Annotated in this window: 15 protein-coding genes; 9 read left to right on the top strand and 6 right to left on the bottom strand. The window is 47.1% G+C overall.

The features are described from left to right. The first annotated feature begins 153 nt into the window (after nt 1–153). Nucleotides 154–531, top strand: a complete 378-nt coding sequence (locus ACWQXP_RS10270; protein ID WP_454063024.1) for a heme-binding beta-barrel domain-containing protein — start codon at nt 154–156, stop codon at nt 529–531. 27 nt (nt 532–558) lie between these two features. On the opposite strand, the gene ACWQXP_RS10275 is transcribed toward ACWQXP_RS10270, so the two are convergent. The 5 genes from ACWQXP_RS10275 to ACWQXP_RS10295 form a co-directional block, all read right to left on the bottom strand. Then, complete coding sequence (locus ACWQXP_RS10275) at nt 559–1,182, bottom strand: carbonic anhydrase (RefSeq protein WP_454062726.1); 624 nt, start codon at nt 1,180–1,182, stop codon at nt 559–561. A 99-nt stretch (nt 1,183–1,281) separates the two neighbouring features. Continuing rightward, entirely contained in the window at nt 1,282–2,010 is a 729-nt protein-coding gene (locus ACWQXP_RS10280) for a L,D-transpeptidase (protein ID WP_454062727.1), read from the bottom strand. A gap of 111 nt (nt 2,011–2,121) precedes the next feature. Further along, nucleotides 2,122–2,763 (bottom strand): hypothetical protein, encoded by a 642-nt coding sequence (locus ACWQXP_RS10285; RefSeq protein WP_454062728.1) that lies wholly within the window; start codon nt 2,761–2,763, stop codon nt 2,122–2,124. A 393-nt stretch (nt 2,764–3,156) separates the two neighbouring features. After that, a complete protein-coding gene (locus ACWQXP_RS10290; protein WP_454062729.1) occupies nt 3,157–3,834 on the bottom strand; it encodes an inorganic pyrophosphatase in 678 nt (225 codons plus the stop codon). Nucleotides 3,835–4,238: 404 nt separating this feature from the next. Next, nucleotides 4,239–4,628, bottom strand: coding sequence for a CBS domain-containing protein (locus ACWQXP_RS10295; RefSeq protein WP_454062730.1), 390 nt, complete (start codon nt 4,626–4,628; stop codon nt 4,239–4,241). Nucleotides 4,629–4,897: 269 nt separating this feature from the next. Here ACWQXP_RS10295 and ACWQXP_RS10300 point away from each other — a divergent pair, with 269 nt between their 5' ends. From ACWQXP_RS10300 to ACWQXP_RS10325, 6 genes are all read left to right on the top strand, one after another. Further along, the gene (locus ACWQXP_RS10300) at nt 4,898–5,218 is read left to right on the top strand and encodes an ArsR/SmtB family transcription factor (protein WP_454062731.1); all 321 of its coding nucleotides are present in this window, start codon (nt 4,898–4,900) and stop codon (nt 5,216–5,218) included. Further along, nucleotides 5,215–6,048 (top strand): phosphate ABC transporter substrate-binding protein, encoded by an 834-nt coding sequence (locus tag ACWQXP_RS10305; protein WP_454062732.1) that lies wholly within the window; start codon nt 5,215–5,217, stop codon nt 6,046–6,048. Before ACWQXP_RS10300 ends, ACWQXP_RS10305 begins: the two co-directional genes overlap by 4 nt. Next, entirely contained in the window at nt 6,005–6,883 is an 879-nt protein-coding gene (pstC, locus tag ACWQXP_RS10310; protein ID WP_454062733.1) for a phosphate ABC transporter permease subunit PstC, read from the top strand. Before ACWQXP_RS10305 ends, pstC begins: the two co-directional genes overlap by 44 nt. Continuing rightward, nucleotides 6,876–7,730, top strand: a complete 855-nt coding sequence (gene pstA / locus ACWQXP_RS10315; RefSeq protein ID WP_454062734.1) for a phosphate ABC transporter permease PstA — start codon at nt 6,876–6,878, stop codon at nt 7,728–7,730. Before pstC ends, pstA begins: the two co-directional genes overlap by 8 nt. Next, nucleotides 7,727–8,569 carry a phosphate ABC transporter ATP-binding protein gene (locus ACWQXP_RS10320; protein WP_454062735.1) on the top strand — a complete coding sequence of 281 codons (843 nt, stop codon included), beginning with the start codon at nt 7,727–7,729 and terminating at the stop codon, nt 8,567–8,569. Before pstA ends, ACWQXP_RS10320 begins: the two co-directional genes overlap by 4 nt. A 197-nt stretch (nt 8,570–8,766) precedes the next feature. Beyond that, nucleotides 8,767–10,143 (top strand): porin, encoded by a 1,377-nt coding sequence (locus ACWQXP_RS10325; protein WP_454062736.1) that lies wholly within the window; start codon nt 8,767–8,769, stop codon nt 10,141–10,143. 98 nt (nt 10,144–10,241) lie between these two features. Here the strand turns inward: ACWQXP_RS10325 and ACWQXP_RS10330 are convergent, their stop codons facing one another. After that, nucleotides 10,242–10,889 carry a hypothetical protein gene (locus ACWQXP_RS10330; RefSeq protein ID WP_454062737.1) on the bottom strand — a complete coding sequence of 216 codons (648 nt, stop codon included), beginning with the start codon at nt 10,887–10,889 and terminating at the stop codon, nt 10,242–10,244. A gap of 276 nt (nt 10,890–11,165) precedes the next feature. Between ACWQXP_RS10330 and ACWQXP_RS10335 the strand changes: the two genes are divergently transcribed. Beyond that, entirely contained in the window at nt 11,166–11,552 is a 387-nt protein-coding gene (locus ACWQXP_RS10335; RefSeq protein WP_454062738.1) for a CBS domain-containing protein, read from the top strand. Nucleotides 11,553–11,593: 41 nt separating this feature from the next. After that, nucleotides 11,594–12,049, top strand: coding sequence for a phosphate-starvation-inducible PsiE family protein (locus ACWQXP_RS10340; RefSeq protein WP_454062739.1), 456 nt, complete (start codon nt 11,594–11,596; stop codon nt 12,047–12,049). Nucleotides 12,050–12,809 lie beyond the last annotated feature (760 nt).

Here is a 12,809-nt window from a genome sequence, read left to right on the forward strand (position 1 = left end):
TTAGGACCCCCTAGCTGGAACATGGGAAGGCGATCAGGGTACGGACCTTGCTCCATCAATCACGGAAGGCCAAAGGAAAACACCCTTTCGAGAACAAATCTTTGAACTATTTGGACCAGTGAGCAATGGCTCACAGACACTCTACGCCTTGCGATATCGAACCACACAGCCTGGCCCATGGGCCTTGAGAGCCCCTTTCATGAGGAAGTCGGGTATTGGTTGTGGGATACAGCAGCTAAACAGGTGTTACGCTGCTTTATTGTTCCGAGAGGCATTGCGGTCAATGCTGGGGGAACGGCCGAGGCAAACGGGAAATCATTCACCATGACAGCCGAGGCGGGATCGGAAACGTACGGGGTGCTCTCAAACCGCTATCTTGATACACATGCGAAGACGGTACGGTATGAACTTGCGGTAACGATTCACAGCGAAGACCGCTTTAGCTATGCAGAAGATACCCAACTACAAATCCATGGACAGACACCTATTTTTCATCACACAGACAACAATACGCTGATACGCTGCAAGTAATTCGTTCCAACGAACCGAAGTCTTTACTTAGATCTCACGTTCCAATTCCAAGAATTCTTTTTTCTCAAAATCATAGATCCACACGGTACCAGATTCAATGGAATAGACCCATCCATGCAGTCGGAGATTCTCTTTTTTTAGTTTTGTGGCGACTGCTGGATGGGTACGAAGATGGTCTAACTGCACGATCACATTTTCTTTGATCGTCGCTTCGAACAATTCGTCTCCAGAGAGATGCGTAAAATGATCATCCATAATCCTCTGAGTTGTCTCAGCCTGTTGTAACCACACTTTGACCGCCGGCAATCCTTCAAGCGTTTCCGGGTGGAGTAAGGCTTTCATGGCGCCGCAATCCGTATGTCCGCAGATAATGATATCTTGGATGTTCAACACGGAAAGAGCATATTCCACGGTTGCCGTACTTCCGCCTATCGCAGCCCCATAGGTTGGGATGAGATTGCCGGCCGTTCGAAGAATAAATAATTCTCCAGGTTCGGTTTGCGTGAGCATCGTGGGATCCACCCGTGAATCAGAGCAGGTGATGAACAGCGCCCGCGGTTCTTGCTGACGAGATAACGTATGAAATAATTCTTGTTTTTCCTTAAATACCTGACGTTGAAAAATTCGAAGGCCATTTAACAGTTTTTGCATAGTGTTCTCCAAAACCTAGACACGGAACAGGGGTATCTCTATGAAGAGTGTAATGTATGATCATGAGCCCATGGCACCATCAACCGCTACCTTATGAACTCAGACAATCACTAATGTCGCTCCGACCGGAACGGTCTCAAAAATATACTCTAGATCTTCATCATTGAGTTGGATACATCCGTGCGTAACATTAAATCCCAGCAAATAGGTATACAGTGCCCCATGAATGAAATATCCATCACCAAAACCCAGAGCATAATCACCTAACACGTTCGGTAGCAGTCGGTGCTCGCTGTTCTCTGGGACAGGGTTCCCCTTCTCAATAAACGCCCAATCAGGCCGAATCCATACTGGATCCTTCAACTTATTCTGAATGGTGAACTTTCCTTTTGGTGTTTCAAATGTCCATTTCCTTGAAGGATCTTGCGGGTCGTGTAATATCTTGCCGCTTCCCGTGGCGGCTAAGGCCGTACGAATCACTCGATCACCCCGCTTGACCTGTAACAAATTTTTGGAAAGATCTACAAGGAGTGAAATTTCTTCGTCCATGCTTGTCGAAGAAGGGAGATTGGGTGCATGTCCCGTTGCTGCGGTCTGGGGTTTTTCTCTGGCAGCATGATGAGTGATTTCTTCTACCGTCGGACGATAACGATTGGACTCAGATGGCCCGACACCCTGTTTAAATGATACGTTCACCGAACTCGGCTGTTCCACTGATTCATTCACGGTACCGGCAAACACAAGCGATAAGGTACACGAACACATGAATGAGAGCGTCAATACCGTGCGCCAATGGGTTCGTTCAATCCAACGTAGTACTCGATACACAACCGTCTCCCGTTATCTTTTCCTCGACAACACTGTTATGTTGCACATGACTGACGATAAGGTCTCTCAAAATATCTCAGTGCCTTCCAACTATCCATGCAACCCACGTTCTTACGACCCCTCTCTTTCGGCCTTCTCTATCGCCTGGAGAATCTGTTCACGCACTCGTGAGGCGACATTGTTGGCCGATTCGGCTTTTTCTCGAGCCATCGCATAGTCTGGAGGCGTCATATCTTTGGGGATTTCAGCAAGTGAGGACTCGGCGGAACGAAGATCAATTTCCATGATCTGCAACACCAACTCGACGTCCTTTCCCTCCGGGGCCCTCGTCAGAAGATCGCTCGCCTGTCTCACCATTCCCCGTGCTTCTGTGATGGCACGAATGATCTCCTCCTTTTCACCCTCCGAATCTTCTGAAACCATTTCAGGCTGGAGACTTGCCTGCGCTTGTCCTTTATTTTTTGCCTCAATGGCTGTCACTTTGGCCTGCGTCAATAGATCCTGCGCCTTGGAGTAGTCGCGAAAAATTCCAAACTGATCACCCTGCGCCTGAATCTCATCCGTTGCCTGTTGAAAAAAATCCTCGGCTTGGCCGAATAGATGAGGAGCGGTGTCCGCAGCACCCGCCTGCCGAGCGTCTTCTAAGGCTTGTTGAGTCTCAGAAAGGGATGTTTGAGGTGCGTCTTCACATCCCCACAACAGAGAGAGTGAGACAAAAATGACACAGATGTGCACATAGGAAAAATGCTTCATATTGATGGTCCTCCATACGGTCATATCTCTAGAAAGAAAAATATTATGAATAGAAAAATTCCACAACCTCCCTGCTCTTCACACCAGAACACGCAAAAATCATGCTACGGAGCATGTCTTGCCAAACATTTAGTGTTAAGCGTAGGGCCTTCAGATGAATTTGGCAACCCTCATGTAGGAAGGAGGCCACACTGGATTCTATCAATTTTGGAATTGTGGATACCGGGACCAGAGGTGTTCAGACATGTGTCTCCGATTCTGAGGAAGGTCTGGCTGAACACCGTACACAATCAAGCAAGGGATAGAAGATCAGATCTTATCTCTACAGAATGACTTCTAGGAGGGTCCTGTACGCAAAAGGACAACCTTCGTACGACAAACAGAAAGGCAGGCTTAGAGAGGGGTGGTCAAGAGGGCTTCAATACTTGGATATTCGAGCAAATAATCTTCTTGGCTTCGCCGAATCACTTCATAGGCTTCTTCTCGTCCATAGACTTCGGCAATTTCACAGTGACGGTGAGTCGAACCCGGAATGTCTTTATAGGTGAGAAAATAATGTTTGAGTCGTTCAATCAATGCAGGGGGACACTGTTCAATTTCGTGCCAATCCTCATAAACCACATCCCCTTTCATCACGGCAATGATTTTGTCATCGGCTTCATCACCATCAATCATGCGCAATCCGCCTATGGGCCTGGCTTCTAGAAGCACATCGCCATGGGTAATGGTTTTTTCTGCAATGACACAGATATCAAGCGGATCGCCATCTCCCACGACATTCGGTCGGTCGGTCCGACTGGCACACAACGTTCCAACCTGTTTTCCACAACACGTTCGAGGAATGAGGCCATACAGCGATGGGCAAATATTCGAGAAACGTTGAGGACGATCGACTTTCAAATGTCCCGTCTGTTTGTCCAATTCATACTTCAACGTATCGCTTGGCACAATTTCAATATAGGCGGTGATGACTCGTGGGGCATCAGACCCAATAGGGACGCCGTGCCAAGGGTGAGACTTACACACACGACTCACTAATTCCCAAATCGACTCCAACTCTGGTTGCCTCATCGTTCTTCTCCTGGAATGTGAATAGTCTTGTTTAATGACAAGATGGGTTTTGTTCTTCAGTCTTCACCGGCATGATCCCATGCTTCTTTATGTCGGGATATTCTCTGAAAATCTCAACCCCAAAATATAAAAGATGCGGCTAAAGTCTGATCACGCAGGAGGGTGGATGAAGCTGGATGATAAGAGGTAACGGTCGAGAAAAGGCAAGTTTGTATATTCCTCTAATTTTCATACCGGAATATTCACGACAATGAAATATGGTCATGCAAATAAAGGCCGCACTCCTACTCAAAGCACATGAAAACTCAAACCCATCTATCTCATTAATAACCCAACACCTGACCCGAACGTCCTCCTCTGAGCATAGCAACCACCACCTATTTCTCTTTTATTGGGAATGCGCACTATTCAAGGGTTTTTATCACGGTTTTGAAATAGGCCAAGAGATCTCGAACTGAAATGACACCCACGATTTTATCATCTTCCGTTACGGCCAAGTGGCGAATATGACGATCTGCCATGAGATCACGAGCATATTGAGGAGAAAGTGTTCTGTTGACCGTAATAATGGGACTGGACATGAGCGCCTGCACCGTCAGTTGCGACATATCACGTTGCTCGGCAACCCCTCGAACGATATCAGTCTCCGTAATAATGCCTGAATAGTCTTGCCCCTTCTGAACAAGGAGTGACCCAATCCGCTGTTTCTGCATCAGATTAGCCGCTTCGTGAATACTGGCATCCTCTGAGATCCTACTCACATCTTTTGTCATGAGTTGGCCGACAGTCGACATAGCGTATCCTCCCTTTACTCGCAAGATGCCGTCAAGACATCTCTGCTCCTACATTATGCTCTCTACCCCCAAAAGCACCAACCTTCTCGACATAGGCATTCGATCATTGCTTACATGGGGAACATAAAAACATGGGGTTCTTCTTTATTGAGTAATACACACGGCACTATTCTAATTGACTTCTCCAAACATATCATCTACAAACGTTGCTTCTTTCATATGAATATTTTTTCATGTAACAATTTTCTTAATACGAATACTACGCGCTAATGAAAAATCACACTCCCACGTGCGCCGACAAACTCAAAGCTCTTGCTGACACAACTCGCTTAGCGGTGCTTGAATCGTTAATGGATCAACCTAGACTTGTCAGTGAACTACTGCAGACTTTAGATATCGAACAAAGCCTTCTGTCCCACCACTTGGCTCACTTGCGAGAAGTCGGACTGGTTGAATCCACTCGAAGCGGGAAAACCGTGCGATATCAACTGTCACCTGATGTTGCCATGTCAACGACAGCCAACGCTCTTGACCTGGGATGCTGCCAACTCTCGTTCCCGATCCAACACAAGAAACACCCACAACGATGATATCGTTTCTCCCACAATCACTGACCGTCGCACTCCTCTTTCTGACACTTTCCGCCTGTCAAGACTCCTCGGCAACGTCGTCTGATCATTTTAAACTCGTGATTACCGGCTCAAGCACCATCGCACCGCTTGTTGCGGAAATCGGAAAGCGGTTTGAGACCCAATACCCCGGTTCACGCATTGATGTGCAAACGGGCGGTTCTTCTCGAGGAATCGCCGATATTCGTCAAGGATTAGCAGACATCGGCATGGCATCTCGTTCACTGAGTGCCAGCGAACACGATCTTCATGGAACCCTCTTAGCCCATGACGGTATTGGAATCATTGTCCATCAATCCAATCCACTGACATCTCTTAATCCCGACGAGATCGTCAAGATTTATACCGGCAACGTCAGTAATTGGGAAGAAGTCGGAGGCATCGACGCGCCCATCATAGTCCTGAACAAGGCAGAAGGGCGGGCAACACTCGAACTCTTTTTGCATCATTTTCACCTCACGAGTTCACAAATCAACGCTCATGTCGTCATCGGTGATAACGAACAAGGCATCAAAACCGTTGCAGGAAATCCAAACGCCATTGCCTACGTATCCATTGGCACCGCAGAATACGATGCCGCCCATGATGTGCCCATTAAATTATTGACATTGGGCGAAATTCCCGCCTCCCTTGAAGAAGTACAAGCTGGTCGTTTTCCGCTTTCACGCCCATTAAACCTTGTCACAAAAACGGTTCCCGTTGACCAGGTAAAAACGTTTATCGATTTTGCAACATCAGAGCGCACTCATGACTTGGTCACGCACCATTACTTCGTCCCCCGCCAAGGGTGATCGCATCCTCTTCCACACTCTCAGGTGTGTTGCAGGAATAGCGGGCATCCTGCTCGTCTGCATTCTGATCTTTCTGATCATTGAATCACTTCCTGCCCTTCAACATATTGGTGTGACCGCCTTTTTTACGGATGCATCGTGGCATCCCACAGAAGGCGCCTACAACCTTCTGCCCATGTTCATTGGAACATTGTTCGCCACGATTGGCGCGGTGGTCCTTGCCACTCCCCTCGGTATTTGTTCCGCACTATTTTGTGAATATTATGCCCCTCAAGCCATGACATCGGGCTATCGCGCCTTCATCGAATTACTGGCAGGCATTCCATCTGTCGTGTATGGACTCTGGGGACTTGTGGTCCTCGTCCCACTCATTGCCAGCCTTCATCCACCTGGGCCAAGCCTCTTAGCCGGTATCCTCATCTTAACGATCATGATATTTCCGACCGTGACATTGGTCAGTCTCTCGGCCTTGCATCAAGTGCCAAAAGAATACATCCAGGGTGCGACGGCATTAGGCTGTACACGTTGGAGCATGATTCACCAGATCATACTTCCAAGTGCGAGGCCTGGAATTCTTACGGGCGTGGTGCTGCAAACCGGTCGAGCTCTTGGAGAAACCATGGCCATCTTGATGGTCTGCGGAAACGTGGTGCAATACCCCTCAAGCATGTTTGATCCGATCCGCACGCTTACGGCCAATATTGCATTGGAAATGGCTTATGCGACTGACATACATCGTTCGTCACTTTTTTTAACCGGTCTTTTCCTTCTCACCATGGTGATCGTGTTGATCATGGGCACTCAACGCGCTCGAGCGAACCAGGCCTATGGATAAACACGTCCCATTCACATACAACATGTGGCCAACAGCAATGATCTGGACCATTGCAGGATTAATCGGCTGCGTGTTTCTCTGGTTGATTGGAGGTCTGATCTGGCAGGGTACCGGTCATCTTTCTTGGGAGTTTCTCACCAACCCTCCCGCAGATGCCGGACGTTCAGGTGGAATCAATTCTATCCTTGTTTCGACTGGGCTCATTCTCTTAGTGTGTATGGCCGTTGCACTCCCGATCGGACTTGGAACAGCCATGTTTCTGGCTGAATTTACATCAGAGTCTCACCCGCTTGCTCAATTGACTGGACGAAGCCTCGATATGTTAGCCAGCGTCCCCTCGATTGTGTTTGGCCTGTTTGGCAATGCCTTCTTTTGCCAATTACTCGGACTGGGGTTTTCCATTCTCTCTGGAGGCTTGACCTTAGCATGCATGGTTCTCCCAATTTTAGTCAGGACCACCGAACAAGGTTTTCGAGCACTTCCACAGGAGTATCGTGTATCTGCTGCAGCATTAGGGCTGACCAAACGAGCCACACTCCTTCATCTTCTCTTGCCAGCCGCCATACCGGCGTTGGTTGTGGGATTAGTACTCGGACTCGGTCGAGCCATTGCCGAAACAGCCGCACTCATCTTTACGAGCGGATATGTCAGTCGAATGCCAGAATCTCTCTTCGATTCCGGGCGTGCATTGTCGATTCATATTTACGATCTCTCCATGAATGTTCCCGGTGGAGACCACGCTGCCTATTCGACCGCTCTTGTCTTAATCATTTGCGTGCTGACCCTCAATAGTCTTTCTCTTTGGATTTCAAAACGTTGGATGCACTCAAGGATCATGAGCACATGAGCTCTCCCTCTCAGTTTCCAAAATCACAAACCGCCTCATCATCCAATAGAAATATTGCACCCTGTTGCGATCCCGATCCCCTCATACAAACGACGGACCTTTCTCTCACGTACGGCAATCGCCCGGCTTTTGAACATATTTCACTCACCATATACCGTGGGTGTTTAACCGCAATCGTCGGTCCCTCTGGAAGTGGAAAAACAAGTTTCCTCCTCTGTTTAAACCGGCTCATTGATTTACTTCCAGAATGTAAAGTTTCAGGACAAGTACACATCGAAAACCTCGACATTTTGTCTCCAACGATTGACGTGCTTCAACTTCGACGTCGAATTGGCATGATTTTCCAAAAGCCCAATCCGTTTCCGATGTCTATTCAGAAAAACCTAGAATTTCCACTCAAAGAACACGGCGTCACCGAAAAAGATCTCATTCTAGAACGTACTCAACAGGCGCTCATGGATGTGGGACTCTGGAATGAAGTAAAGGATCGAATGGACACATCGGCCCTACTCCTCTCCGGTGGACAACAACAACGGCTGTGCATGGCCCGCGCACTCGTCCTGTCTCCTGAAGTCTTGCTCATGGATGAACCCTGCAGTGCACTCGACCCACTTTCCAGTGGAACAGTGGAAGATCTGATTTTTAGCTTACGAGGCCAGTACACCGTTATCATCGTAACGCACAATCTCGCTCAAGCTCATCGAATTGCCGATTATGTGGGAGTCTTCTGGAATCAAAAGCAGGCCGGAGAGTTGATCGAGTTTGGTCCGACTCAAGAGATTTTTGAACATCCTCAACAGGATCTCACCGCTGCGTACATCAATGGCGTTCGGGGTTAATTGTTTTCGATCTCCCCTTTTTCGATCTCCCTTTCCTCAACAACTTCACAATTTACGGCACTTTGACTTCTCTGTAACACGAACGTAACAGGTCTCGTTTATCCTCACGTCCAAGATCACAGAACAATTCTCAGCATTTGAAAATTGAAAATTTTTATATCATCACTAACTTGGAGGTTTGAATGATTCTGAGCAGAATGAAAATTCTCATGCCCATACTCTTGCTGGCTTTTGGAGGTGCGGCTCCATTGCCTGTCTTAGCTGGGGACACTCTAGCCGACGTCCTTCGTGAAAAAGGGACCATCTCAAAAGAAGATTACATTCGTATTCAGGCACAGGAAGAGAAAAAGGCTCACGAGATGAGTCAACAGAAAGACGATTCTTCCGTACTCGTTGGCTGGGATAAGAAAGGGTTCACATTTTCAACAGTAGACGGATTGTTTAAAACCGCCATTCAATGGAGATTCCAAGGCCGGTTTACCTACCCGGAACGGGGAGACCCGGACAGCGTTGGAGATTTTTCGGACAATGAGGAAAGCACCTTTGAACTCCGGCGAGTTCGTATGAAAGTCGGTGGACATGGATATCGCCCCTGGCTCAAATACTACTTCGAAGTCGATTGGCAGCCGACTCGATCGGCTGGCGACGATCCAGTTGACTCCTCTACACGAGTAATAGACTGGCGGATTATGCTTGAAAAATATCAATGGATGCAGTTGCAAATCGGTCAATGGAAAATCAACTACAACCGCGAACGGGTAGACTCATCCGGAAAACAACAGTTTGTCGAACGATCAATCGTCAACAGCGTGTTCACGATTGACCGTCAAGTCGGTGTCATGCTCCATGGACATTTAGCGCCAGGGACACTGCTGGATTCACGGTATTATGCCGGTGTGTTCACGGGTTCAGGACGAGGTGAAGCCAATGACGACGATCAAATGATGTATTTTGGCCGTTTTCAATGGAATTTTTTGGGGAGAGATCTCAAATGGGAACAAAGTGATACGGCCTATCATGAGAAACCCACAGGAAGCCTCGCATTCGCCGGATATACCACGACAGGGAAATGTACACGTTGGTCGTCCAGTGGTTGTGGATCATTAGGAACCAATAACTCCCTTGGGCTCGGCTTTACAAGCGATAGCAACGCCGCCGACGGACAGTTTCGCGTCGAAGGGTTGGTAGAAGAATTCGCCTTTAAATGGGCGGGACTCTCGATTCAACACGAATATCACTGGAAGCAAGTCAAAGATTCAGGTGGTGGCATTGGTGGAGTAGCGAACTCAAAGACCAATTTGATGGGTAGTTATGCACAGATTGGGTACTTTCCGCATTACATCATCCCGGTCATTCCGAAGCCATTGGAATTCGCGTTCCGGTATGCCTTTGTCGACCCCAATGTGTCAGTGAAAGACGACAAACTCCAAGAATTCACGTTCGCGACGAACTGGTTCTTCGCAGGACATCGCAATAAAATCACGATGGATGTCTCTCACTTGACATTAGCTCAGCCAGTCGGAAAAGACCTCACAGAACAGCGCGTCCGATTACAGTGGGATGTTTCATTTTAAAACGGAATCTCCATATACGGCACACTCCTGCGCGTCTCTCTTAGACTGCCTCTCTCCCATTAAGAGAGGCGGTCTTTTTTGTGTGATACGAATCACGATTATGGCAACTCTAAATACTTCACTGCGACATGCCAGGGTTTTCCTTTGAGTGTATCGACCCAATCGTTTTCCTCGAGCGGCATCATGAATTCTTCCGGTTCAAAAACCAAGCGGCCAGGTTCTGGAGCCATGGGTTCCAATGGACTTAATCGTTGCGGCGATTCATATTGATCATTATCCTGCCAAATCGATGTTTTGACTCCGTGATTGCTCATAATAATGTACAAAGCCTGCTCCCTGATAAAGACTCCGCCAGAGGTTGTGGCTTCCTGTAGGTCAGAAATTTCGGCGGTTTCAAAAAATGTGACCACTTCCTCAGGTGTCGCCTGCTCAAGACCTCTGACGAATAGAGGGGCAAAAAATTTGATTTCGGCGTCGCTAAAAGCCCGACGACGCGTACCTGACTTTGAAAATGGTGTATACCCGACCTCTACGTAAAGACCCGTTAACACGCTGGTCATTTGTTCGACAGAAACCGATGTCGGGTGGGAATATCCGCCTCCAGCATCTTCTATAGATTTCGTTTGCAGCCGGACCACACGTTGTGGGCTATCATAGATCGTGATAGTAAAGAACTCAGATCTTGCACAACCTATAACAGACAAAGAGAAAACCAGAACAAACAGAACCCAAATCCTTCGACTCATAACACTCCTTTGTTTATTCGTCATCGTATCAAAAGACGTAAAAATAATTGTATCATTTTGAACGAATCCCTATCTGCACCTAGCACAGTATGTGACATGACTACTATAGGAAACATCCAGGCATCAGGGCAAAGAATGTGGTCATTCCTCAATATATTTTACAGAAAAGACATATGATTGTGCTTTAACGGTAACACTGGCGGTGTAATCTTGATACTAGTGAAAAGACGAAAAGGTCAGTGTAACACACATTTTTCATTAAGAAGGGAGCAAACTATGGTTCACATTCATGAGGTGATGAAGCGGGACTTGATCACCGTCGATGACCGAAAGTCCGTGTCAGTCGTAGCTAATTTAATGCGCATACAACGCGTGGGAAGTGTGTTTGTCGAACGAGATGGCGAAATTATTGGCATCGTAACCGAATCTGACATTGTCAGAAAAGTTGTTTCGCTTCATCGCTTTGCCGAATATACACCCGTCAAACGCATCATGAGTTCTCCGGTGATCTGCATTGATGAAGATAGTCCAATTTTTGAGGCAGCGGACTTGATGGAGCGTTCACACATCAGACACTTGGGAGTCGCCAATGAGTATGACGGGATTATTGGCATCATTTCTGTTCGAGATTTATTGCACCCTGTCGCTGTCGACGACTTTTAACCACGATCGCAACCATCACACACAAGGAGAATAATTTTATTATGGCATTTCTTCATTCAGGCGTGGCGGCATTAGGACGTTCATTCGCCATTGACATGACTCAATTTTGGGTTCAGGGCATTAAGGTCATATTGAGTTTATTGATTCTGACCATCTTGACCGCCCTCGCTGGCGGGGCTCTCATGACCTTTGTTGGATTAGAATTACTCTTTACGCAACCCTTAGAAGTTGTCATGCGTCAAGTCATTGTCAATACGCTCATGCTGTTGGCGATAGTCGAAGTCTTGAAAACCACACTGACATATTTTTCAGAGGGCCGAGTGAAGGTCACCTTTATCGTTGATACCATTCTTGTCGTCATGCTCACCGAAGTAATCTCTCAATGGTTTAAAGAAGCCCACCCCTTTCAGTGGGCGATTCTTGGAGGCATCATTGTGACATTGGCGCTCACACGCGTGATAGCGGTACAATGGTCTCCAACCAAAATTGAAGGATAACAAATCCTCCCGTTTTGTTTTGCATACCTACCCCCAGCTCTGGCTTATTAAACTTTCCCTAAATAGGACACACATCGATCGTTCCCTGAACGAAAGACCCAGAAGGAACGATCGAAATCCTGACGTGATGCTATTGCTCATAATCTGACCTCTGATTAAGAACAATCAAGCATTTCTCGATGAGGAACTTTAAATCATCCGGGTTGGGGTAGACGTTGAAGGTTTTCGTTGAAGGACTTTAGCAAAAGGATATGAAGATTTCGTTAAAAGGAATGGAATGGCAGTTTGCTAAACAGTGAGGAGAGTATGGCGAGCGCTCGTTGTGCAAGCGTGGTCAAAGCGAGAGGATTTTTCACTCAGCTAATAGGTGAAACTCAATCATTACTTTACACCTCATCATGACGTTTCGTTTCTTACAGCCCCCTTCATCTTATTCAAAATCCAAGAGCCACATACCCATCCCAGTACGTTGAGCAAATCAATCCGCTTTTTCACTGGGAAAAATTATCGAACCATAGGCCCATACTCCAACGACCATTAAATTTACCAATCGTGGAATACTCCTCTCCCATGTTAGCGCCTCAGTTATGGGTAAAACACATTGGACCAAATATACGGAGCAGACGCACACCAGCGCAGTAATGACCAGTCCCCATAAATAATGAAAAATCATATTCGGTAACAGTTGGAGTTCTCTAAAAACCTCAATTGTCATTCCAGACATAATAACGGAGCAAATTGTGACCCAAGGCACTCCCAA

The organism is Candidatus Nitrospira salsa, assembly GCF_965152625.1.

Excerpts from the sequence above, each read along its gene's own strand:
- ACWQXP_RS10275 (WP_454062726.1), bottom strand. The coding sequence starts at position 1,182 with ATGCAAAAACTGTTAAATGGCCTTCGAATTTTTCAACGTCAGGTATTT.
- ACWQXP_RS10285 (WP_454062728.1), bottom strand. The coding sequence starts at position 2,763 with ATGAAGCATTTTTCCTATGTGCACATCTGTGTCATTTTTGTCTCACTC.
- ACWQXP_RS10290 (WP_454062729.1), bottom strand. The coding sequence starts at position 3,834 with ATGAGGCAACCAGAGTTGGAGTCGATTTGGGAATTAGTGAGTCGTGTG.
- ACWQXP_RS10295 (WP_454062730.1), bottom strand. The coding sequence starts at position 4,628 with ATGTCGACTGTCGGCCAACTCATGACAAAAGATGTGAGTAGGATCTCA.
- ACWQXP_RS10300 (WP_454062731.1), top strand. The coding sequence starts at position 4,898 with ATGAAAAATCACACTCCCACGTGCGCCGACAAACTCAAAGCTCTTGCT.
- ACWQXP_RS10305 (WP_454062732.1), top strand. The coding sequence starts at position 5,215 with ATGATATCGTTTCTCCCACAATCACTGACCGTCGCACTCCTCTTTCTG.
- pstC (WP_454062733.1), top strand. The coding sequence starts at position 6,005 with ATGACTTGGTCACGCACCATTACTTCGTCCCCCGCCAAGGGTGATCGC.
- pstA (WP_454062734.1), top strand. The coding sequence starts at position 6,876 with ATGGATAAACACGTCCCATTCACATACAACATGTGGCCAACAGCAATG.
- ACWQXP_RS10320 (WP_454062735.1), top strand. The coding sequence starts at position 7,727 with ATGAGCTCTCCCTCTCAGTTTCCAAAATCACAAACCGCCTCATCATCC.
- ACWQXP_RS10325 (WP_454062736.1), top strand. The coding sequence starts at position 8,767 with ATGAAAATTCTCATGCCCATACTCTTGCTGGCTTTTGGAGGTGCGGCT.
- ACWQXP_RS10330 (WP_454062737.1), bottom strand. The coding sequence starts at position 10,889 with ATGAGTCGAAGGATTTGGGTTCTGTTTGTTCTGGTTTTCTCTTTGTCT.
- ACWQXP_RS10335 (WP_454062738.1), top strand. The coding sequence starts at position 11,166 with ATGGTTCACATTCATGAGGTGATGAAGCGGGACTTGATCACCGTCGAT.
- ACWQXP_RS10340 (WP_454062739.1), top strand. The coding sequence starts at position 11,594 with ATGGCATTTCTTCATTCAGGCGTGGCGGCATTAGGACGTTCATTCGCC.